The following is a 21,820-nucleotide window of genomic DNA, read 5'->3' on the forward strand; positions in this document are numbered from 1 at the left end:
GGGGAATAGCTCCCCGCACTCTCTGTTACATTTAGGACATTCAATGAAACCACTTGAATCCTCAATTAAAATTGAGGTTAAAACTGAATATATCGAAGAGCAGTCATCCCCCGCAGAAGACCGTTACCTCTTTAGCTATACCATCACTATTATCAATTTAGGTGAGCAAGACGTCACCCTAATCAGCCGTATGTGGTGTATTACCGATGCCAATGGTCATTATAGCGAAGTGCAAGGTGCAGGCGTGGTCGGCGAAACGCCAACCATTGCACCGAACACCGCCTACCAATATACCAGTGGTACCGTGTGTGAGACCCCTTTCGCCGTGATGGAAGGTCATTATGTGATGGTCACAAAAGATGGCCGTGAATTTAAAGCCCCCATCGCGCCCTTTCGCTTAGCTGCGCCCGGGCTCATACACTAGCGTACTTAACTTCTTATATCCTCCAACTAAATGAGTAATTGATGGCCACCTATTTTATCGGCGATATACAAGGCTGTTTTGATGAACTACAAGCCATATTGAGTCAGGTCGATTTTAACCCATCAAAAGATGAGCTTTGGGTGGTTGGCGATATGGTTGCCAGAGGTGATAAGTCACTAGAAACATTAAGGTATATCAAATCATTAGATGGCGCTGCTCAACCTGTGCTGGGTAACCATGACCTGCATTTGCTAGCCTTACATGGCAAACTTAAGCGCCCTAAACCCAGTGACAAACTTGACGCTTTGCTCGCGGCCAGCGACATTAACCATCTGATCGACTGGCTGAGAATACAGCCACTGGTGCGACAACATAGTGAACACAAATTACTGATGACCCATGCGGGTGTGCCACCGCAATGGAACGCACAAACCGCCATACAAGAAGCCCGTAGCGTACATGAAGCCCTACAACGCCCCGATTATTTAACCGAGCTTATCGCCAAGATGTACACCAATGATGTCGATACTTGGTCATTATCTATGCCGGCGCTTGAGCGAAAAATCTATTGTATTAACGCTCTCACCCGTATGCGTTATTTACACCATGACGGTCGTTTAGACTTCGACTGTAAACAGCCCCCCGACAGTGACAGTCACCCAGGCTTAGTGCCATGGTTTGCACTTCCCAATTTAGCGGCGCAAACCCATACTTTAGTGTTTGGCCACTGGGCCTCATTAATGGGGAAAGTGGCTCATCCAGCGCTTAAAGCATTAGACACTGGCTGTTGCTGGGGTCAACATTTAACCCTCTGGCACTTAGAATCAAACCAAAAAATCACCCAAAACAAGTTAAAAAAAGGTTAAGATAAAGTACTAACTGGCCGATAGAGCTAGAGTAACAGCCCTGCCAACCCTATTAAAATATTGGTAATTCGGGATATAACAACAAAAAAAATCGGAGTCCCCTATGAAATTAAATGTCGCCGCAAGAGTGATTGGCGGATTTAGCATTGTCACTTTATTGTTAATCACATTAGGCGTTGCCTCGTTAATCACCAATAATAATATCAAGAGCAGCACCTTGGTGCTGCAAGAGCTGAGCCTTCCGGCGCTAGAGAGCAGTAACCACCTGACACAAAGTCTCGCCCTACAAGAAAAACAACTATTAGAGGCTTACCACAGTACGCATTCGGCCCAACTACCACAGATCCAGACAAGGTTCGACGAAGATGCTAAAGGGTTTATTAGCGAGCTAAATAACTTACAAACCATTATTCAAGGGCTGCAACAAGGGCAAGAGCTCGATACACAAATTGCCGCCCTTAAAACCAGTTATCAAGCTTTTGAAGATGATAGCCAAAAAATGATCTCGGCGCGTTTACAGTCGCTACAAACGCAAGAAGCTTTGCTTGCTACGCTCGACGACTTGGAAGTGGCAGCCGATGACACCGCTTCATTGCTGCTGGATCTTATCGATCTGGAGATCAGCGAAGATCCTACCGAACGTGAAATTGCAGCCACCGCCAGTAATATCGATAACAGCTTTAGTAACCTCATCACTAGCAGTTATGATCTGGTTAATACTAACGATAAAGCTAAATATGACACCATCACCAAAGAAATAGGTTACATTTTAAGCGATGCTAGTAACAAGCTAGCCTATGTGAGTCGGCACTGGGAGGGCGTTATCGACCAGCAGGTGCTCGACAATATTAACCAAGAAGCAACTAAAGTCCTCGTGATACTTGATGGCCCCAATGCCATCCAGCTACAAAAGGGGAAACAACTGGATTTTGACATAGCCGCGACCGATCTATTGAGCAAAGTTGAAACCGACGTCGATACTGTTAATCAAGGCATGAGTAACCTGAATCAGTCGATTGAAAACATCTCTCAAAGCATCAGTAACAAGGCCATAGATGATATCGACAGTGCCAGCTATAGCACCATGGCACTGGTTGTGATCGCCATAATCGTCGCTATCATGGTGAGCATTGCGGTGATCCGCCCACTGACCCGCTCATTGGGCGAGGTCAATAATGCACTCGATATTCTCGCATCAGGTAACCTCACCCATAAATTGGATGATTCGGGCCATGATGAATTTTCCGAGTTATCGCGCAACTGTAATCGCTTAGTCGATAGTTTACGCACGCTTATTCAAGGCATTTTGGATAGATCTAATCAGCTGGCCGCCGCAGCTGAGCAGACATCAGCCATCACAGCGCAGACTACTGCGGGTATTCAAGAGCAAAAAAATCAGGTCGATCAGGTCGCCGCTGCGACGACGCAGTTAAGTTCAAGTGCAATGCAAGTCACCAGCAGTGCCGATGATGCATTGAGCCAGATAAAAAGTGCCGATGAAGAAGCTCAGCATATGCGCACCATAGCCGATGACAATAAGCGTACGATTTTAGCCTTAGCCGAGGAAGTGACCAAAGCCGGTCAAGTGATCAATAAACTGCATTCTGACAGCGCCGCGATTGGCTCAATATTGGATGTGATCCGCGGTATCGCAGAACAAACCAATTTACTGGCATTAAACGCCGCCATCGAAGCCGCGCGGGCCGGCGAACAGGGCCGCGGGTTTGCCGTGGTCGCCGATGAGGTCCGCAGCTTAGCCTCGCGCACACAAGACTCGACTCAAGAGATCCAGCAGATGATTGAAGTCTTGCAACAAGGGGCACAGCAAGCGGTATCAGTGATGGAACTAGGACGAGAGCAAGCCAGTCATTGCGTAGAGAAAACAGAGCAAGCTAACCTCGCGCTCGAAAGCATTAACCATGCAGTGCATCGCGCCCATGATTCAGGCACCCATATTGCTAATGCGGCGCAAGAACAAAACATTGTCAGCCAACAGGTGTCTGAGAAGCTTGAACATATCGCCGCCATCTCAGAAGAGACCGCGATTGGTGCAGATCAAACTGCGCAGTCGAGCCATCAGGTGGCACGATTAGCAGAGGAGCTACAAGCCTCTGTAGGCGAGTTTAAAGTCTAGTGCTTATGACGCTACTCGCGCTCGCTAAAGCCTGATTAACGGCGCTTATAGGCGCTTATAGACGCTTATAGGCGCTAAAAAAGCACTGCTTTCATTGCACTTATCCAATGAAATAATAGTGTGATGGGAGCGATGACTCGATAAACATTAACCCCAAAAAAACCGGACTGTTAGTCCGGTTTTTTATGGCTTGATACTTATAACTCTAGATTAGGTATAAGGTTAGCTTCCAGCAATCCGTTCTTTAATTGCAGAGGTCATCGCCAACGCACTATGATCGTTAGCCTCAGCCCATTCAAGAATACTTTGACCATCAGCTTCTTTACTGGCCAAATCCTCGGCAGAGAGACGCTTCGCGACAAAGGCTCCCACGTCATTAGCGCCACTTTTCATCGCAAAGCGTAACAAGCTATCACCATCGCAGGAGATATCTTGGTAGACGTTACGCAGTTTTACACGAGTCTCTTTCAGCTTTTTACGTAAGCGATTTTTATCATCCGCTTGAACGTAATTACAAATATTGGCAGCTAGTTGATCGTTGGCTTTTACTGGCACCGCATAAGATGAGGCCACTAATATCACTGCAATCGTCGTAGGTAACAGACGCATGGGGTACTCCTATAATATTTATTATTTTTTTCAATAGCATAAACGGTAACATTTACGCTAAGACTACTTAGGATAGCACCCACACGTTAACATTTTTTTACCAAGTTGATAAAGCGATACTCTAAACCTTTCTCATTCATATGTGTTTCAGTGGTCACTCGCTCCCACGATCCATCATCCCAATCAGGAAAAAACGTATCCCCTTCAACATCAAGATTAATCTCGGTCAAATAGAGTTTATCGGCTCTGGGCAATAACGCCTGATACAACTGACCACCACCAATGATAATGAGCTCATCGCCATCACCAGCCACTTGCAGCGCAGCATCAAATGAATCGACGCAGGTCACGCCCTCAATAGTAAGTCCGACCTGACGACTAATCACAATGTTGTGGCGCCCAGGTAACGGACGACCGATGGATTCATAGGTCTTACGCCCCATCACTACCGGTTTACCTAAGGTCATGGCCTTAAAATGGCGCAGATCTTCAGGCAGATGCCATGGCATCTGATTATCTTTGCCTATCACACGGTTATTGGCCATCGCGGCAATCATAGCAATTTTCATATTAGCTCCAACGGTCTCGGCCGCTTAATTAAAACGGATTATATCAACAGGATTAAATGACTGGACGGGTGCGAAAATAGAGCAGACTGGGCATCGCTAAGCCGACAGACAATGCACCGAGTATAAATACCGTTTTTAAACCATTACTGATCACTTCAGCAGTCAACTCTGGACTCACCTGCGACTGGGCAGACAGCTGCACTAACGCAATAACAGTATTGTAAGCATAAGTACCTGGGATCATAGGTATGATAGCCGCTACTGCGTACATTAAAGGTGGCGCAAGATGACGTTTGGCAAAGCTAATCGTCAATACGCCGACCAATGCAGCCGCCACAAACGTGGCCCATTCAATAGGTAAGTTAATATGTAATAACAAGGTTCTGACGCTGTGGCCCGTTGCGCCGGCTAACGCACAATAAGGTAAAAAGCGTTTCGGCACGTTAAATACCATGGCAAAACCTACCGCCGGAATCGATGAAAACAGCGCATCGTTTGCCAATTTTAGTAAGAGTTCTATCAAAGGAATAACCCACCTAATTGCATCGCGATAGTTATGCCGATCACCGAGGAAACAGTCAATAAAGTGGCATGCCCCCAACGCGAGATCCCCACGTTAAGGTGTCCCTTAACCATATCTGAAATCGCATTAATCATCGGAAAGCCCGGCACCAACATTAACACACTCGCCGCCATAGGTAACTTTGGTGTACTGGTAAGATCAAAGTGATAGCCCATTTGCGCCACTAAGGTTGTCACAAAGGCAGTGACGGCAAAGTTCACCAATAAATTGAAATGACGCTTAGCAATGGCTAAGCGCACAAACATGCCTAGCGAGGCGGCAAAGATGGTGATTATTATCGCTACCATATCGCCACCAAATAGGTGACAAAAACTGCCACAGGATAAGCCAATCATGGGGATTAAATAGCGCTTAGGGTAGCTTTTAGCTTGTATACGAGATACGCGCTTACGCACTTCATTTAAGCCGTATATGCCCTTCTCAGTTAATAAACAGATGCGCTGTAGTTCGCAGATAATGGTCATATTTATGCCATGTTCGCGAATTCGACGCGTGGTGGTAATACACCGCCCATGCACTAAGCTGGTTAGCACGAGGGAGTTAGAGGAGATGGATATTTCAACACTAGCCAACCCTAATGCCAAACCGAGGCGCTGGCTGATCTCTTCAATGAGTTCAGATTCAGCGCCATAGGCTAGCAAAAGTTGGGCAACCCGGACAACTTGCCGAGTAATATCATTTTGAGTATCTGCGTACACGTGGTTCTCAGAATGAAAGCGATAATAAGCTAAGCTTACCTTTGATAGATGATCTCAACATCATAATCATCATCGTCAAAGTCATCATCATCCAAGTCATCGCCATTATAATCTTCGTTGACAACATCTTGAGTCTGTTGATGATAATTATCCCACTTGAATTCAACTTCAGCATCAGGATCCGCTTCTACCTCTTCAGGTAGCGCAGCAATAAAGTCCATCAACTTCAAGCTAAGTTCTTGGGTGCCTTCGCGATTATACGCAGAGATAGTAAAGACTTCGCCTTTCCAGTCTAACTCTTTAACAATACGCTCTACTCGCTCTTGGATCTCTTCTTCAAGGAGCAGATCTGTCTTGTTAAACACTAACCAACGCGGCTTACTCGCCAGCAATGGAGAATGCTTTTCAAGCTCGGCAACAATTGCACGGGCTGAATCAACAGGGTCGCTGCCATCGATAGGATCAATATCCAAAATATGCAGCAGCACTCGGCAACGCTCGAGGTGTTTCAAGAAGCGAATACCCAAACCGGCACCTTCTGCGGCGCCCTCGATTAAGCCGGGAATATCCGCAATCACAAAGCTCTGCCCATGACGCGGCGTCACCACACCAAGGTTAGGAACCAATGTGGTAAACGGATAGTCAGCCACTTTAGGCTTTGCACGAGACACGGCGCGAATAAAGGTTGATTTGCCCGCATTGGGCATACCCAATAAGCCCACATCGGCAAGTAACATCAGCTCTAAGCGCAAGCTACGTACTTCACCTGGCGTACCAAGGGTTTTCTGTCTTGGCGCACGGTTGGTACTGCTCTTAAAGCGCGTATTACCTAGGCCGTGGAAGCCCCCTTTTGCCACTAGCAGTTTTTGACCATGGGTCTTGAGATCGCCTAATGCCTCTTGAGTCTCTTCATCAATGGCGCGGGTCCCGACTGGCACCTTAAGGATAAGATCTTGACCACTGTGGCCAGTACAATCACGGCCACGGCCATTTTTACCACGCTCGGCAAAATGAAAACGCTCAAAGCGATAGTCGATTAGGGTATTAAGGTTTTCATCTGCTTGCAGATAAACACTACCACCATCACCACCATCACCACCGTCTGGGCCACCATCAGGCACATATTTTTCACGTCTAAAACTAACGCAACCACTACCACCATCACCAGCTTCTACTCTGATCACAGCTTCATCGACAAACTTCATACCAACTCCAGGCACCACACAATAGACCGATTATACTGCCAATCTAATCGTACCGCCAAAAAACAATTTCTGTATTGAACTTCAAACGAGATACACAGGTTTGAGGGTTCAATGTTTTACTGGTGCTGGAGCAGCGTAACCGGCTCATTTCACCAGATTTATAAACAATAAAGCCCTACCAGAGGCAGGGCTTTATAAACTATCTTAGGTGAACTAAGAGTTAAGCTTCGATACTAATGAACTTGCGGTTATTAGGACCTTTAACTTCAAACTTAACTTTACCGTCAGTTAGTGCAAATAGAGTATGGTCACGACCAATACCTACGTTAACACCTGCGTGGAATTTAGTACCACGTTGGCGAACAATGATGTTACCAGCAAGAACTGATTCACCACCGAAACGCTTAACACCAAGACGTTTACTTTCTGAATCGCGGCCGTTACGAGTAGAACCGCCAGCTTTTTTATGTGCCATGAGTTAGACTCCTATTAAGCGTTGATAGCAGTAATTTTAACTTCGGTGAACCACTGACGGTGGCCCATCTTCTTATCGTGGTGCTTACGACGACGGAACTTAACGATAGTTACCTTTTCGCCACGGCCATGGCTGACAACTTCAGCAACAACCTTACCACCTTCAACTAAAGGTGCACCAACGTGTACAGTCTCACCATCAGCAACCAAAAGAACTTGGTCAAATTCGATAGTTTCGCCTGTAGCGACTTCTAATTTCTCTAAACGAACTGTATGGCCTTCAGCAACACGGTGCTGCTTACCACCACTTTGAAAAACAGCGTACATAGCTATTTTACTCCGATATTTCAAGCACGCAGACCTTTTAATGTTAGGCTGGGCGCTATAAAAGCTTTAATGACAATGGTCGCGGAGTTTACGCTAAGTTCATTAGGCTGACAAGCCCTAATTCACTTTGATCAAAAAAAGATCGGAATTACTCTCACATTAGTCTTCTAATAATGCCTTACTCGACATTTTTAGGTAGAATCTCAATACTATAACATTTTTGCCTTAATTTGGGCTGCCTGAATTACAAAATACCACTAGAAGTAGAGCCTAATATGGATTTGAACGCCATTCGTCAGCTGGCTGATGCTGATATGAAAGCCGTCGATCAACTGATCTATAAACAGTTGGAGTCAGATGTAGCCCTAATTAACCAACTTGGATTCTATATTATCAATGGCGGGGGCAAGAGAATGCGCCCACTGCTATCCATTCTGGCGGCTCGTGCGATTGCCTATGACGGTGAAGCTCATATCAAGCTGGCTGCAATCGTTGAATTTATTCATACCGCTTCATTACTGCATGATGACGTGGTAGATGAGTCAATGCTAAGACGTGGTCGCGAGACAGCTAATGCACTTTTTGGTAATAGCGCAAGCGTGTTAGTCGGTGATTTTTTATATACTCGCTCGTTTCAGATGATGACCGAGCTGGGCAGCTTGCAAGTGTTAGAAGTCCTAGCCGATGCTACTAACGTATTAGCAGAAGGCGAAGTATTACAGCTAATGAACTGTAACGATCCTGACACCACTGAAGAAAGCTATATGCGTGTCATCTATTGCAAAACAGCAAAGCTGTTTGAAGCTGCGACCCGTTTAGCAGGCGTTTTGGCTGATAGCGGTATTGAGGTGCAAACCGCCTTAGCTGACTATGGTAAATATTTAGGCACAGCATTCCAGCTCACCGATGATTTATTAGACTACACAGCAGAAACCGAAGAGTTAGGAAAGAACATTGGTGATGATTTAGCCGAAGGTAAGCCTACGTTACCGCTAATCTATGCCATTGCCAATGGTACCGATGAAGAGCAAGCCTTGATTCGTCAAGCGATTGAGCAAGGTGACGGTTCTGGTCACATTGAGACAATTCTCAATGCGCTCAAGCAATGTGGTGCACTCAAATATACTGAACAAAGAGCGCTAGAAGAGGCTGATAAGGCCATTAGTGCCTTAGCAATACTGCCAGAGAGTGACTACAAGCAAGCGCTAATATCACTCGCTAGAATCGCCGTAGCGCGTAATCACTAATGATTGACTAATGGCGCAAAGATTTAAATAACAAAAAAGGAGCCAATCGGCTCCTTTTTTATTGATTCGTTTAGCTTACTTAACGAATTCGACTCCAAGCTTAATATCAGCCTTTAGCGTATCTAACATCGCATCACGCGCATTAGCTTCAAACTCACTCACTTCACCGTAAGCCAGTACTTGTTCAACACCGTTCTTACCTAGAAGGATTGGTTGAGCGAAAAATGCTGCATGCTCACTACCACCGTCAACATAGGCACATTCCACAACATTCGCTTCACCTTGAAGGCCGCGAACCAATGACAGACCAAAACGACACGCAGCCTGACCCATTGAAAGTGTTGCACTACCACCACCGGCTTTAGCTTCAACCACTTCAGTACCCGCATTCTGAATACGAGTAGTCAAAGCAGCGACTTCGTCATCACTAAAAGTAACGCCTTCAACTTGAGAAAGCAGAGGAAGAATGGTTACACCGCTGTGGCCACCAATGACATTGACTTTAACATCAGCCACATCTAACCCTTTGGCTTCGGCCACGAAGGTTTCAGAGCGAATAACATCAAGGGTAGTGACACCAAATAAACGGTTTTTATCATAAACGCCTGCAGCCTTTAGTACCTCAGCAGCGATAGCGACGGTGGTGTTAACAGGATTGGTAATAATACCGATAAGCGCTTTAGGACAAGTTGCTGCACACTTTTCAACAAGGTTTCTAACGATCCCTGCATTGATGTTAAATAGATCTGAGCGATCCATACCAGGCTTACGCGCAACACCTGCAGAAATAAGTACCACATCAGCGCCTTCTAGTGCTGGTGTTGGGTCTTCACCCGCAAATCCTTTGACTTCAACCGCTGTAGGGATGTGGCTCAAGTCAACCGCAACACCAGGGGTCACTGGCGCGATATCGTAAAGGGATAATTTAGAGCCGGCAGGCAATTGAGTTTTAAGCAGTAGAGCAAGAGCCTGGCCAATACCACCAGCGGCACCAAGTACAGCAACTTTCATAGTTATCTCCGTTAATTCTTGGTTATTATGTGACATAGATCTAAATTCACAGATGGCGCAACATTACTGCAATCACATCAATAATTCAATTATCCCTTAGTCGTGTAGCAAGATATTTTATAAATAACCTCGAAAAGTGCATGTATTAGCGGTTAATTGATAACCGTTTGACTTAACACACATAGATGCAGCCGCCACCTTTATCATCATTAATAATGCTAAATGAAAAGGATACCTATCGCTGCGGCCTCGATACTTACATGATCACCAGCAATAATGAGTGAATGTTTATTCATCTACAACGAGTAAGGCTTGACTTGCTTTGCATAGCTATTCACAATGAGCCAATTTTACGAATAAAAGAATGCCAAATTTATGCAAGCCAATAAAAACCAAGAAGAACTCGTAAAGACCTTTAAGGCTATTTTAAAAGAGGAACGCTTTGGCTCTCAGAGCGAAATCGTCAATGCACTTCAAGCCGAAGGTTATAACAATATTAACCAATCGAAAGTCTCGCGCATGCTAAGTAAGTTTGGCGCGGTGCGTACACGTAATGCTAAACAAGAGATGGTTTACTGCCTCCCTGCAGAACTAGGTGTGCCTACGGCTGGCAGCCCATTGAAAAACCTCGTACTTGATGTCGACCATAATCAATCTATGATTGTGGTGAGAACCAGCCCTGGAGCAGCGCAGTTAATCGCTAGACTGCTGGATTCTATAGGTAAACCAGAGGGAATATTGGGCACCATTGCTGGTGATGACACGATTTTTATCTGCCCGTCTAATATTCAAGAAGTTGGTAAAACGTTCAACACAATAAAGTCATTATTTAACTATACCGATTAATTCGTTATATGCGTTTTATAGCACGCTAGCTCAAGGAATCAATAGCCTCTATTTTGGCAGTTAAATGACAGCTCCTGGATCAAGACTAATTACGATTTACTGAAAAATAGACGCCAATGGCGTCTTTTTTATGCCAAAACAATGGCTCCAATTTAGCCGTTAATGATCAATCAAAGCCAGTGTCACTTAAAATCATATAAAAATGCCGACAAGTTTCTCTTGTCGGCATTTAATCAGCATGCAAGATTTTATCGCTTTTGATGCTTAACCAGCCTGCTAAAAAGACTTGCTAAAGCCGATTAAGGCGAATTTTATTGCAGCCTGCTTTTGATGGCTACTCATTTTGCGCACCAGTTTGAACCACTGCGCGATAAAAAAGAGTCAACAGACTTGGAGGACTGTAGTTAATCAATGGCGCAACGAACAATAGGTTGCCGCTATTCACTCGTCACTTTCGGTGGCTGCATTTTGCATAAAATCTAGCGAAGGAGCAAAAAAAGCCGATCCCGTCAGTGCTTGAGTAAAGTGCATTAAGTGATCATGGTTACCAGCACCATCACCGTGGATCATGCTGTGGAGCATTTTTTCAAAATGCTCAGAATTACGACACAGGGCGATAAACATCAACCCCTGCTCTTTCATTGAGCCATAAGGCATACTCTGCCTTAAGATCTCCATCGAACGCCCTTGGCTATCTTTCAGATTAACCCGCTTAGTATGGCTGGTTAGAGGCTTATCCCGCGAGGCATATTCGATATTATCGATTTTAGTTCTACCTATGATATCTTCTTGCTTTTTCTGAGGAAGTCGATTCCATTTACTCAGGTTGTGCGCGTATTTTTGCACATGCACATAACTACCAGAACGGAAGGTTGCATCTTCATCCCCAACTAAGGCGACCTCTTGGCGGTGACGCCCTTTGGGGTTTTCAGTACCATCGACAAAGCCGGTAAGATCCCGCGTATCCATAAACTGAAAACCACGTTCCTCATCGACCAGCTCAACTAAACCTTCAAACATCTGGCACACTTCATTAGCCACCAAGTGCAAGATATCATAACGGTCACACCGCAGATGAATAAAGAGATCATACTCATGTGCAGGGGCATCTCGATTATCGGCATTCATAGCCGGAAACGGTTTCAATTGAGCTGGACGAGACTGGGGGTATAAGCTGTCCCAGTAATTAGCACCAATCGCGACAAAACCATTAAAGGCGCTATCGGCATATTGATCCGATAACTCATAAATGTACTGCGCAACATTGGCTACACAAGGACGTAATTGTGATTCCACACCGTCCTCGGCATTAAACATCAAATATACGCTATGCAAATTTCCTTCGGCACACACACCTAACTGTTCACGTGGCATAACCTGACTATCCATATAGACCCTACCCTCTGTCAGTTTCAATTTTCGGCAATATTGTCCAAAACTTTAATGATGAATAGTATTACACAATCTACAACGCGTTAAAAAGAAACCGTATTTACGGTTAGATTAACGTTTATTAACCAGAACAACCACCATGAGTGACAAATATGTTACTCAGGACGCGACAATAACACCAAGGAATGAGGGATCACCTCTAATTGAACCCGTTGGCCAAGCGCTAAATCGTTTTTGGGGCTGCGAACATCATAGCGTTGTGTACCGACCAATACTCGATAATGACAATTACAGCCTAAAAAACGTCGCTCGACGATCATCCCCTCCCCTTGCTCATTGGCATGAATATCGATTTGCTCTGGACGCAATAACAGTTCACCACTATGCCCTACATCAAACAACATAGGTGCAGTGCTGACAATCACCCCCAGTGGCGTAGAGAGTGTAAAACCGTCCACCACCTCAGCAGCAAGATAATTGCCCTCTCCTAAAAATTCAGCAACATATTTATCGGCTGGCGCACTGTAAAGCGCTTCGGCACAACCATATTGCACTATGGCTCCTTGATTAAATAGCGCTAATTTATCAGCAAATACAAAGGCTTCATCTTTACTGTGCGTCACAAATACTGCACTGACATTACGTTGTTTTAAAATGCTGCGGATCTCCAGCATCATTTCATTACGCACTTTGGCATCTATATTAGAAAAAGGCTCATCGAGCAGTAATAGCTCAGGTTCATAGGCCAGTGCTCGAGCAATCGATACCCTCTGTTGCTGACCGCCAGATAACTCGTGTGGATAGCGGGTTGCTAAACCATCGAGTTTCACCAGAGCTAGCATTTCAGTTAATCTCGCTTGTCGCTCAGCACTAGTTAATCCTTTGACCCCAAACAAAATATTGTCGGCAACCGTTAAATGGGGAAACAGTGCATAATCTTGGAAGATCATCCCCACTTCTCTTTGCTCACTCGGCACAAAGTGATCATCGCCCGACAACAACCGCTTATTGATACTAATTCTGCCAGCAGAGATAGGTTGCAGCCCAGCAATCGCCCTGAGCAGGGTAGTCTTACCGCAGCCACTGGGGCCTAGCAGCGCAGCAATCTCTCCCCGTTGAATATTAAGGCTGAGTCCTTTTAAAATCACCAGACCTTGGTAATCACTATGAACATCTTCGATATTGAGGGTAGACATTTAAGTATTATGCTCCAAAGAACGGTTTAAATAGATCAGCGGAATGAGACCAACAAGAACAATAACAATAGCCGCCAGAGCGCCATGCTCAAGCTGTTCATCTGACACGAACTGATATACGTAGGTGGCAAGATTTTCAAACCCGACCGGCCTTAGTAATAAGGCCGCAGGCAGCTCTTTCATGCACTCGATAAACACCAACAACACGCCAGCAAAAATGCCTTTTCGTAACAGAGGAAGGTGCACCTTACGCAGCAAGGCGTTGGGTCTTAGCCCCATGGTGATCGAAGCCATATCCAGCGTTGGACTTATACGCTTGTAACTGCTCTCCACACTGCCAATAGCAATAGCCACAAAGCGAATTGAAAAGGCAAAAATTAACGCAAATACGCTGCCGCTTAACAGTAAACCAGGCCCTTGTGCATCGAAGTAGGCGTAAATATCATTAATGGCAAAATCCATATAAGTGAGTGGCACCAAGATCCCAATCGCCAGCACGGTACCAGGCAGCGCATAGCCGGTAGACGCTAAACGTGACGGTAATAGGTCGCTGCGCCGTGGGCTACATCGCCTAACAAACATCAGAACCACTGCAATAACCGCAGTGCTCAAGGCCACTAATAACGCAATGTAAAGACTGTTAAAGCTATATTGTAAAAACTGGTTGTGCCAACTGACCTCAAAATATTGCCAAGCATAACTGACAAGTACAGTAAAAGGCAGTAGAAAAGCCAACACCAATAAACCAGCGCAGTAAAAAGTTGCCAGCCATGCTTTAGGTGCCGATAACAGATAACGGTCACGATCATTGAGCTCGGCCTGCTTCTGAAATAACTTTTGCTTACGGCGCGCAAAACGCTCACTGCCAATCATGCAAAAAATCACCAACAACATAATTGCCGATAACTTGGCGGCAGCAGATAAACTGCCATAGCCTAGCCAAGTGTCATATACCGCTGTGGTTAATGTCGGCACAGAAAAATAACTTACTGTAGCAAAGTCAGCTGCGGTTTCCATTGCGACCAGAGAAGCGCCAACGGCTAATGCGGGCCTTGCCATGGGTAAACTTAAGCGCCAAAAACCTTGCCATGGGGAGCACCCCATCACGCGAGCTGCATGTTGTAAGCTTGAGGATTGCTCCATAAATGCGGTGCGAGCCAACAGATAAACATAGGGAAACAACACTAAAGCTAACATCACTGCTGCACCCATCAAGGTGCGTACATCGGGGAAAAAATAGTCTTGGGGCGATTGCCAACCAAACAAAGTACGCAAACTTCGTTGAATCGGGCCAGCATAATCGAGCAGATCGGTATACACATAAGCCACCACATAGGCTGGCATAGCTAAAGGTAATAACAATGCCCACTGGAAGAGTTGGCGCCCCGGAAACTCACAACGGGCAATGCACCAAGCTGCGGGCAGTGCAAATACCACGGCACCAATACAGACACACAGCATCAACGCCAACGTATTAAAGATATATGTGGGTAATACGGTATCGAGTAGATGAGCAAATATAGCCTCACCGGGCACAGCCGCCTGCACAATAATGGCTAACAATGGCAGTGTTAAGATCACTGCTATCAAGTAACTGAGCACTGACCAACGTCGAGCAAAACCTAAAATCATTCGTTATCTCATCTGGCTTAGTCAGATAATTATCAAGGACCAACCTAAATCGAAGCTTAAATAAAAACGATTATAACTTACAAAAATGTGCGCTCTGTAGCTAAAAAGCAAAATAGCCTTCTAAATAAGAAGGCTATACCGATATCAAAAGCAAGCATTGACTATATGTTATAAATCGAACTTCACTTCATCTAATAATTTTACGGCTGCCTGATGATACTCAGCCAATTTATAGATCGGTAACGCATCGGCTTTAAACTCCCCCCAAGAGGCCACTAGCTCAGATGGCGCGACATCGACTTTGACCGGATATTCCATATTGATCTGCGCATAAGATTGCTGTGCGGCATCACCTGACAAATATTCCATTAATTTGACTGCGTTGTCTTTATGGGGGGCATACTTAGCCAACGCCATTCCTGAAATATTAATGTGCGCACCCCGATTACTTTGATTAGGGAAGTTAATATTGACCGCCTCAGCCCAAGCAACTTGATTAGGATCTTGCAACATTTTACCTAAGTAATAGCTATTACCTATGGCAATATCACACAAACCTTCTTTAACAGCTTGCACCTGAGCACGATCATTACCTTGTGGCTTACGTGCCAAATTGGCCTTAAAACCATTTAACCACTCTTTGGTTTCAGCTTCACCATGATGGGCGATCATCGAGGCAACCAAAGCAATGTTATAGGGGTGTTTACCGCTGCGAGTACAAATTTTGCCTTTATATTTGGGGTCAGCAAGATCTTCATAATCAATATCTAATGGCCCTAAACGCTCTTTAGATGAATAAATATTTCTCACCCGCTGAGTTAATGCGAACCACTCTCCACTGGGCGAGCGCATCGTTTCTGGGATATTGCTCTGCAACACATCACTCTTCACCGGACTAACCAAACCTTTCTCGGTCAATTCCATTAAGCGAGAAAAGTCAGATGTCAGCACTAAGTCAACGGGAGATAAGCGCCCTTCTCTGGCAATACGTTCGGCAATGCCATTTTTAGAAAAGACCACATTCACCTCAATACCCGTCTGTTTGGTAAAGTCAGTTAAAATGGGATCTATCAAAAATGCCTGCCGATATGAGTAAATCGTTAACGTCTCAGCGGCACTTGTCATTGATGTTATACAAGCCAAACCTAACGCAATAATGCCTTTAGTAAAGTTCATTTCAACTCTCCAGTCACAAACCGATAATGATAATGGTTATCAATTGCGAATAGGGTAATCAAAACCTCACATGACGGCAAGTCGAATTATCAAAAAATCATCATATATCGGCAGTTTTGTGCTTAGTTAACAATAGTGTCTACACTAACAGGGCAAACGCAACAACCTGACAAGCGATACATCACAGAGAATAACTATGCTTATTAAAATTACCGCACTGATCTTGGCGCTGATGTTACTGCTATATCTGTTTAAGCACAGATTAGGTATAAGGCGAAAAAAATCTGCAAATACAGCACGTAGCAAAACTATAGCCAAACCGATTAGTGAATACCCACCTGTTGCGGAGCTACAAAATCTGTCAATCAAAGTCGAATTTTCATAGCGTAGAAATTGTCAATGATGCTATGGATTGTACCAGAGCCAACTCACTGCAAGGTCAACGTTACCTTTCTGCGCAAGCCCCTACGCTCCCCCTCAAAGGGTGCAACTCTTCGCCGTGCCGTTGTCGCTATGTTCACCATGCCGATAGACGAAAATTCGATGAGGAGCGGCGAATACAATTTGGCGTTAGCCATGAACTTTACGGAACCTTTGGCGAACAAAACCGCAGAAACAGCAAACGCAGCGGCCGCCGCCAATACGACCAAAGATAACACGGACCATGCTGTTAACCAGTCTATGGCGAGTAAAGTCATACGCCGAGTAGCAAGTACAGCAAACGCCAATACATGGCAAAACACCGCAGCAGTAAAAAAGGCGGCCGTTATCAAAGGAGTAAGGCATTAAAGAAGGCTTTATGACACTAAAGCAGTATTTAGTGGCTAGAAGCTAGGGGGTTGAGACAGTAGGCTAAAGGTGGGCGATAGCATTAAAGCCCCCACCTTTCAGTTAATTGGTTTAAGCTACCTCATCTTTGCAAAGAAGATAAGCGTTACTGCGACACAAGAGATGGGGCTTAGAGCCTGTTGTCACCAATATTTTTCAACCGTGATTTGGCCGGGCGCTCGGCGTAAATTAGTGGCTAAACCACGCTCTTTAAGCTGTTGAGTCAGACTTTTAATCATCTCAGGGTGACCACAAATCATCACTTGAGCATCTTCGGGGGTTAATTGAAGCCCAACTTGCGCCTCAATAACGCCTGCAGCCATCGCATCGGGTATACGGCTAGCTATGGTACCAACGCCTTTTTCACGAGTCACAGAGGTGACGAGTTCAAACTGCTGCGGATAGGTTAACTTAAACTGCTGCAACTCTTGGTAATAAGCTAAGTCATTTGCCTGCCTAACCCCATAAACCAAAATCACCTTGTCAAAACGCAGCCATGGTTGCTCGGTTCGCATCATAGAGATAAAAGGCCCTACAGCGGTTCCGGTTGCAAATAGCCATAAATGTTGGCCTTGAGCTGGCAACTCATCTAGGGTCATAAAACCTGTCGCCTGAGTGGAAATATCGATACTGTCGCCAACATTTAGCATCTGTAATTGCGGAGAGAGCTTCCCCTCTTCTACACTTACCGCCAGAATCTCAAGATACTGACTCGAAGGCGCATTTACTAATGAGTAAGCTCGCGCTACTCTTTTATCATCAATAACTTGTGAGAGCTTAATAAACTGCCCCGCAATAAAATCACCAATATCAGCAGACAGCTTTAACGTAAATAACCGTTCGTTCCAATCTATGCGCTCTACCACGTTTGCCTGTTGCCACATTGGCGTCCCCTTTGAGAGTTTTATCAAGGTCGATAAACACCATCATTGAAGTTATTGAGAGTAGAGTCAAGGCAACCTATACCATAGAGCTTATTTGACCAATTAATGAGTCGGTACAAGATTAAATCATCACTTGCTTATAGAGATCCAACATCTGGGTTAAAGCTGTCACGAAATTCCTGTAACCCTTGCTGCACCAAAGAGTAAGTTTGCTCTACACCATCGGCAACATCCCCTTCGAGAACTTTCAATCCAGATAGAATATCTTTAGCTTCATCAAACCCCTGCTCAATCGCGCCGCCAATAATCGCCAAAAATGAGTTAAGCTGCTCGTCAAAGGCCATATTACTGTTTTGCTCTTGATGCACAGTAAAAAACTGCGTAGCAAAGCTAACAATACGTTCGGCTGTCGCTTCAGCAGAAGTATCGACACCTTGTTCAACCGCGGTTTCAATCGCCTGCTCACCCATAGAGGGAGCGAGATGCTCATTAATTGAAGCTATCGCAGCCTTATAGAGTAGCCGCATAGGTTCGTTAGCTGAGCTGAGGTTCACCTCATGCTGTGCTGACAAAATGGCCTTATTCATTAGCTGCTTACTCGTTGCCTGAGCTGTGTTAGTTTTAGCCACTGCCGACACCTGCTGGCCGTGATCCATATTGGCTTCTGATTTAGTTCGAGCCGTTTCTGACACGGCGGTGCCATGATTGTTAATCTGCATAACTGCCTCTCTAAGCGATAATGGCCCTTTAGCCTAGCTTCTATTATCGACCATTTTTTAAACCGCTTTAACTTTTATCTCTGCCTTATGCACCTTTACGCTATAACACCTTAAAATGTATCAAGATGGTGTATTTTAAGTAAAAAGTGCTAACTAGATCGAATTTACCCCCCAAATGGGTTACCATGTGGTGATAATAATGTGACATAGAGCTAACAAGGCAATAGGCCTACCGTGAGCAGTGCAATATTTAAATCATATTGATGTGTTTCAATACAGTGCCACAGCGGTCAAGTGGAAACCGCTGGCATAAGCCTATATCTCGAAAACCACACATAGATCATCGAGATTAACCGTCTAGCATGCGTTTGCTCGACCCAAGCTTTCACTGCCAGTAATCGAGTAATGCCGGCGCTATGAGCCTTGACTAAAATGATTAAGGTTTAGGGCTAACTAAATAGATGATTTAGAGTTATTAATCTAATGCGACTTGGATAGCGCTAGCTTTATACGTTACACTTGACTACATTAGCAACATATGGAATAGCGGTACAGCTAGTATAAAATTCAATACCAAGGAGAACATCTGGTGAGTGATTCGTTTTTTGGAGCGGGTGGAAAAAGTAAACCCCTCTCGGTCAGCTGTCAAAACTGTGATCGGTTAACCGTCATCGAAGGCGAAACCATCTGTTTTAAGCGCGGGGAGATCATACGACTCACGCCTTACGACACTGGCAATAATAAACTAAGCCTACTTTGCGATGGTTGGAGACCCATTAACACCTCAAAAACAGCGTAATGGCTGTCTGTTAGGCGCTCATCATGAAATATAGAGCATCACGATTATATACAGTCACCACCACTAAGTTCCATTAATAACATTTCCCCCAAGAGCCATCACCTATCTTTGATTAGCTTCATGGGTTAGTCAAACCAAGGTGGCAACGGGGGCGATCGGGTCGCATGTCAATCTGCAGCAAAAACGAATTCCAGCCTGCCGCAAGCAAATAAAACAGCGTGTATGATTACAACCTAAGCCGATTAATGTTGATGCTGCACCGTCCATAATTTATGGTACAAGCCTTTGGCTTTTAACAAGCTGTGATGATCACCGCGCTCCACTATCTTGCCTTGGCTAAGCACTATAATTTGGTCAGCATCGACCACCGTCGATAAGCGATGGGCGATGACCAAACTGCTGTGGCCTTTTTCCATCTCTTTTAATGCCGTCAAAATAGCTTGCTCTGAATGGCTATCGAGCGATGATGTGGCTTCATCAAACACCAACAAAGGCGATCCCTTTAAAACGGCTCGAGCAATAGCGACTCGCTGCTTTTCACCACCCGAGAGCTTTAAACCGCGCTCACCCACTTTAGTGTGCCAGCCGTCCTTAAGTTGCTCAATAAATCCGGCTAAATGAGCCATCCTAATCGCGCCTTGCACCTGTTCATCAGTTGCATTTGGTGAGCCATAGCGGATATTTTCCAATAGTGAATCATTAAATAACACAGTATCTTGCGGCACTATAGCAATGGCTTGTCGCAGAGCATGTTGACTCAATTGTGTAATATCTTCACCATCAATAAAAATGTGCCCAGACTGTGCTTCATAAAAACGAAATAGCAGTTTAACTATGGTGGATTTGCCCGCACCACTGTCACCCACAATCGCCACTTTTTTACCTGCGGGTAATTCAAAACTCACATCATCAAGGATCTTACGGCCATCATAACTAAAGCTAACATGTTCAAAACGTAGGCTACCTTGGGTCAGTGTCGGACTGGCGGCATCTGGCTTGTCTTCAATGGTAGGTGTCCGATCTAATAAAGAGAACATGCGCTCAATATTGGCTAGGGCGCCTCGGATCTCACGATAGACAAAGCCTAAAAAATTCAGTGGCATAAAAAGCTGCATCATAAAGGCGTTAATCAACACAAAATCACCGATGGTCATTGCCGCAGCGCTAACCCGCTGCGCGGCTAACGCTAGCATCAAGGTCATGGCTAACGAAATAATTAATGCTTGACCAGCATTTAGGGCAAACAATGATAAGCGATTACTGCGCTTTGCCCGCTCCCAACGTTGTAATGCTTGATCGTACTTTTGCGCCTCATATTCTTCATTATTGAAATACTTCACGGTTTCATAATTCAATAAACTGTCGATAGCGCGGGTATTAGATTGTGAGTCAGCTAATGCCGCTTCGCGAACAAAACCGGTACGCCATTCGGTGGCTATCACTGAAAATAAGATGTAAGCCACCACTGCACCTAAAGTGATCAACGCAAACTGCCAACCGTAGTTATAAAACAAAATCCCCACCACTAAGGCAATTTCTAACAGGGTGGGCACAATATTAAACACCATAAAACGCATCAAGAAGCTGACACCGCTGGTACCACGCTCAATATCACGAGACAGACCACCAGTGCGGCGCTCCAGATGAAAGGCTAAATCTAATCGATGTAGATGTTGGAATACCGACAAGCCAAGGCGACGAATCGCTCGCTCTGTCACTCGACCAAATAAGGTGTCACGCACCTCAGAAATGACCGTGTTTAACAACCGCATTGCGCCATAAGCAACGACTAAGGCTATAGGTACGCTAATAATTTGCTCTGTCGATGCTTTATCTAAAGTATCGACAATCTCTTTGAGTACAAAGGGTAAACCAACACTGGCGAGTTTAGCGATAACCAAACACAGCAAAGCCAGTATCACCCGCCCCTTAAACTCCAGTAAGTAGGGCCAAAGTAGCTTTAATACATGCCAATTTAATTTATCTATCGGTCCATCAAAATAAAGTGTCGGGCGCATAGGGGCTCCGTATCATCAATAAACACCACAAATATCGAGAAGTAACCAGCAAGAAAACATTCCCCATCTAGCCTCAATCAGCTGATAGACTTTAGTGTTATTTTTGTGGTAAAAAACGGTTACAAAGTATTACCGTTAGGTTGACACCTTGACCGAACAAGGGACCGTTAATCGTCAATATAC

General features: G+C 44.9%; 21 protein-coding genes. 6 read left to right on the forward strand and 15 right to left on the reverse strand.

What is annotated here, in order from left to right:
* Positions 1 to 43 precede the first annotated feature (43 nt).
* The 3 genes from apaG to AC5YB1_RS16005 all read left to right on the forward strand — a co-directional run bounded on the left by apaG (position 44) and on the right by AC5YB1_RS16005 (position 3,424).
* Complete coding sequence (gene apaG, locus AC5YB1_RS15995) at positions 44 to 424, forward strand: Co2+/Mg2+ efflux facilitator ApaG/CorD (protein WP_475515938.1); 381 nt, start codon at positions 44 to 46, stop codon at positions 422 to 424.
* Positions 425 to 465: 41 nt separating this feature from the next.
* Positions 466 to 1,290 carry a symmetrical bis(5'-nucleosyl)-tetraphosphatase gene (locus AC5YB1_RS16000; RefSeq protein WP_494519978.1) on the forward strand — a complete coding sequence of 275 codons (825 nt, stop codon included), beginning with the start codon at positions 466 to 468 and terminating at the stop codon, positions 1,288 to 1,290.
* 103 nt (positions 1,291 to 1,393) lie between these two features.
* On the forward strand, positions 1,394 to 3,424 hold the full coding sequence (locus tag AC5YB1_RS16005) for a methyl-accepting chemotaxis protein (protein WP_494519979.1): 2,031 nt from the start codon (positions 1,394 to 1,396) through the stop codon (positions 3,422 to 3,424).
* 222 nt (positions 3,425 to 3,646) lie between these two features.
* Here AC5YB1_RS16005 and AC5YB1_RS16010 read toward each other — a convergent pair whose 3' ends face one another.
* The 7 genes from AC5YB1_RS16010 to rplU all read right to left on the reverse strand — a co-directional run bounded on the left by AC5YB1_RS16010 (position 3,647) and on the right by rplU (position 7,889).
* Positions 3,647 to 4,033 carry a DUF3718 domain-containing protein gene (locus AC5YB1_RS16010; RefSeq protein WP_494519980.1) on the reverse strand — a complete coding sequence of 129 codons (387 nt, stop codon included), beginning with the start codon at positions 4,031 to 4,033 and terminating at the stop codon, positions 3,647 to 3,649.
* Between the two features lie 86 nt (positions 4,034 to 4,119).
* Positions 4,120 to 4,602, reverse strand: coding sequence for a type 3 dihydrofolate reductase (gene folA, locus AC5YB1_RS16015; RefSeq protein WP_494519981.1), 483 nt, complete (start codon positions 4,600 to 4,602; stop codon positions 4,120 to 4,122).
* 52 nt (positions 4,603 to 4,654) lie between these two features.
* Positions 4,655 to 5,125, reverse strand: coding sequence for a threonine/serine exporter family protein (locus AC5YB1_RS16020; RefSeq protein ID WP_110455963.1), 471 nt, complete (start codon positions 5,123 to 5,125; stop codon positions 4,655 to 4,657).
* Positions 5,122 to 5,883, reverse strand: coding sequence for a threonine/serine exporter family protein (locus AC5YB1_RS16025; protein ID WP_494519982.1), 762 nt, complete (start codon positions 5,881 to 5,883; stop codon positions 5,122 to 5,124). The genes AC5YB1_RS16020 and AC5YB1_RS16025 overlap by 4 nt, the downstream gene beginning before the upstream one ends.
* Before the next feature lie 35 nt (positions 5,884 to 5,918).
* The gene (cgtA, locus tag AC5YB1_RS16030) at positions 5,919 to 7,088 is read right to left on the reverse strand and encodes an Obg family GTPase CgtA (protein ID WP_494519983.1); all 1,170 of its coding nucleotides are present in this window, start codon (positions 7,086 to 7,088) and stop codon (positions 5,919 to 5,921) included.
* A gap of 220 nt (positions 7,089 to 7,308) precedes the next feature.
* Positions 7,309 to 7,563, reverse strand: coding sequence for a 50S ribosomal protein L27 (gene rpmA / locus AC5YB1_RS16035; RefSeq protein ID WP_007650346.1), 255 nt, complete (start codon positions 7,561 to 7,563; stop codon positions 7,309 to 7,311).
* Positions 7,564 to 7,577: 14 nt separating this feature from the next.
* A complete protein-coding gene (gene rplU, locus AC5YB1_RS16040; protein ID WP_033537952.1) occupies positions 7,578 to 7,889 on the reverse strand; it encodes a 50S ribosomal protein L21 in 312 nt (103 codons plus the stop codon).
* 275 nt (positions 7,890 to 8,164) lie between these two features.
* Here rplU and ispB point away from each other — a divergent pair, with 275 nt between their 5' ends.
* The gene (ispB, locus tag AC5YB1_RS16045; protein WP_494519984.1) at positions 8,165 to 9,136 is read left to right on the forward strand and encodes an octaprenyl diphosphate synthase; all 972 of its coding nucleotides are present in this window, start codon (positions 8,165 to 8,167) and stop codon (positions 9,134 to 9,136) included.
* Positions 9,137 to 9,211: 75 nt separating this feature from the next.
* On the opposite strand, the gene mdh is transcribed toward ispB, so the two are convergent.
* Positions 9,212 to 10,147: a malate dehydrogenase gene (gene mdh / locus AC5YB1_RS16050; protein ID WP_494519985.1), complete on the reverse strand. Its 936-nt coding sequence runs from the start codon at positions 10,145 to 10,147 to the stop codon at positions 9,212 to 9,214.
* A gap of 375 nt (positions 10,148 to 10,522) precedes the next feature.
* Between mdh and argR the strand changes: the two genes are divergently transcribed.
* Entirely contained in the window at positions 10,523 to 10,993 is a 471-nt protein-coding gene (gene argR / locus AC5YB1_RS16055; RefSeq protein ID WP_110455958.1) for a transcriptional regulator ArgR, read from the forward strand.
* Positions 10,994 to 11,434: 441 nt separating this feature from the next.
* On the opposite strand, the gene AC5YB1_RS16060 is transcribed toward argR, so the two are convergent.
* From AC5YB1_RS16060 to AC5YB1_RS16075, 4 genes are all read right to left on the reverse strand, one after another.
* The gene (locus AC5YB1_RS16060; RefSeq protein ID WP_494519986.1) at positions 11,435 to 12,382 is read right to left on the reverse strand and encodes a Dyp-type peroxidase; all 948 of its coding nucleotides are present in this window, start codon (positions 12,380 to 12,382) and stop codon (positions 11,435 to 11,437) included.
* A 158-nt stretch (positions 12,383 to 12,540) separates the two neighbouring features.
* A complete protein-coding gene (locus AC5YB1_RS16065; RefSeq protein ID WP_494519987.1) occupies positions 12,541 to 13,581 on the reverse strand; it encodes an ABC transporter ATP-binding protein in 1,041 nt (346 codons plus the stop codon).
* Entirely contained in the window at positions 13,582 to 15,213 is a 1,632-nt protein-coding gene (locus tag AC5YB1_RS16070) for an ABC transporter permease (RefSeq protein ID WP_494519988.1), read from the reverse strand.
* Between the two features lie 168 nt (positions 15,214 to 15,381).
* A complete protein-coding gene (locus tag AC5YB1_RS16075) occupies positions 15,382 to 16,389 on the reverse strand; it encodes a Fe(3+) ABC transporter substrate-binding protein (protein ID WP_494519989.1) in 1,008 nt (335 codons plus the stop codon).
* A gap of 576 nt (positions 16,390 to 16,965) precedes the next feature.
* Here AC5YB1_RS16075 and AC5YB1_RS16080 point away from each other — a divergent pair.
* Positions 16,966 to 17,178, forward strand: a complete 213-nt coding sequence (locus AC5YB1_RS16080; protein WP_494519990.1) for a hypothetical protein — start codon at positions 16,966 to 16,968, stop codon at positions 17,176 to 17,178.
* A gap of 182 nt (positions 17,179 to 17,360) precedes the next feature.
* Here AC5YB1_RS16080 and AC5YB1_RS16085 read toward each other — a convergent pair whose 3' ends face one another.
* The 3 genes from AC5YB1_RS16085 to AC5YB1_RS16095 form a co-directional block, all read right to left on the reverse strand.
* Complete coding sequence (locus AC5YB1_RS16085; protein WP_494519991.1) at positions 17,361 to 18,101, reverse strand: ferredoxin--NADP reductase; 741 nt, start codon at positions 18,099 to 18,101, stop codon at positions 17,361 to 17,363.
* A gap of 137 nt (positions 18,102 to 18,238) precedes the next feature.
* Entirely contained in the window at positions 18,239 to 18,820 is a 582-nt protein-coding gene (locus AC5YB1_RS16090; RefSeq protein WP_494519992.1) for a DUF5610 domain-containing protein, read from the reverse strand.
* Positions 18,821 to 19,861: 1,041 nt separating this feature from the next.
* Positions 19,862 to 21,637: an ABCB family ABC transporter ATP-binding protein/permease gene (locus AC5YB1_RS16095; protein WP_494519993.1), complete on the reverse strand. Its 1,776-nt coding sequence runs from the start codon at positions 21,635 to 21,637 to the stop codon at positions 19,862 to 19,864.
* Positions 21,638 to 21,820: the final 183 nt, after the last annotated feature.

The sequence above is a fragment of the Shewanella sp. 433 genome (assembly GCF_059338565.1).

What these genes read in the sequence shown, in the direction of transcription:
- apaG (WP_475515938.1), top strand. Translation starts at nt 44, where the DNA reads ATGAAACCACTTGAATCCTCAATTAAAATTGAGGTTAAAACTGAATAT.
- AC5YB1_RS16080 (WP_494519990.1), top strand. Translation starts at nt 16,966, where the DNA reads ATGAACTTTACGGAACCTTTGGCGAACAAAACCGCAGAAACAGCAAAC.
- AC5YB1_RS16090 (WP_494519992.1), bottom strand. Translation starts at nt 18,820, where the DNA reads ATGCAGATTAACAATCATGGCACCGCCGTGTCAGAAACGGCTCGAACT.
- AC5YB1_RS16000 (WP_494519978.1), top strand. Translation starts at nt 466, where the DNA reads ATGGCCACCTATTTTATCGGCGATATACAAGGCTGTTTTGATGAACTA.
- AC5YB1_RS16070 (WP_494519988.1), bottom strand. Translation starts at nt 15,213, where the DNA reads ATGATTTTAGGTTTTGCTCGACGTTGGTCAGTGCTCAGTTACTTGATA.
- rpmA (WP_007650346.1), bottom strand. Translation starts at nt 7,563, where the DNA reads ATGGCACATAAAAAAGCTGGCGGTTCTACTCGTAACGGCCGCGATTCA.
- AC5YB1_RS16060 (WP_494519986.1), bottom strand. Translation starts at nt 12,382, where the DNA reads ATGGATAGTCAGGTTATGCCACGTGAACAGTTAGGTGTGTGTGCCGAA.
- AC5YB1_RS16005 (WP_494519979.1), top strand. Translation starts at nt 1,394, where the DNA reads ATGAAATTAAATGTCGCCGCAAGAGTGATTGGCGGATTTAGCATTGTC.
- ispB (WP_494519984.1), top strand. Translation starts at nt 8,165, where the DNA reads ATGGATTTGAACGCCATTCGTCAGCTGGCTGATGCTGATATGAAAGCC.
- folA (WP_494519981.1), bottom strand. Translation starts at nt 4,602, where the DNA reads ATGAAAATTGCTATGATTGCCGCGATGGCCAATAACCGTGTGATAGGC.
- AC5YB1_RS16010 (WP_494519980.1), bottom strand. Translation starts at nt 4,033, where the DNA reads ATGCGTCTGTTACCTACGACGATTGCAGTGATATTAGTGGCCTCATCT.
- AC5YB1_RS16075 (WP_494519989.1), bottom strand. Translation starts at nt 16,389, where the DNA reads ATGAACTTTACTAAAGGCATTATTGCGTTAGGTTTGGCTTGTATAACA.
- mdh (WP_494519985.1), bottom strand. Translation starts at nt 10,147, where the DNA reads ATGAAAGTTGCTGTACTTGGTGCCGCTGGTGGTATTGGCCAGGCTCTT.
- argR (WP_110455958.1), top strand. Translation starts at nt 10,523, where the DNA reads ATGCAAGCCAATAAAAACCAAGAAGAACTCGTAAAGACCTTTAAGGCT.
- AC5YB1_RS16095 (WP_494519993.1), bottom strand. Translation starts at nt 21,637, where the DNA reads ATGCGCCCGACACTTTATTTTGATGGACCGATAGATAAATTAAATTGG.
- AC5YB1_RS16065 (WP_494519987.1), bottom strand. Translation starts at nt 13,581, where the DNA reads ATGTCTACCCTCAATATCGAAGATGTTCATAGTGATTACCAAGGTCTG.
- rplU (WP_033537952.1), bottom strand. Translation starts at nt 7,889, where the DNA reads ATGTACGCTGTTTTTCAAAGTGGTGGTAAGCAGCACCGTGTTGCTGAA.
- AC5YB1_RS16085 (WP_494519991.1), bottom strand. Translation starts at nt 18,101, where the DNA reads ATGTGGCAACAGGCAAACGTGGTAGAGCGCATAGATTGGAACGAACGG.
- cgtA (WP_494519983.1), bottom strand. Translation starts at nt 7,088, where the DNA reads ATGAAGTTTGTCGATGAAGCTGTGATCAGAGTAGAAGCTGGTGATGGT.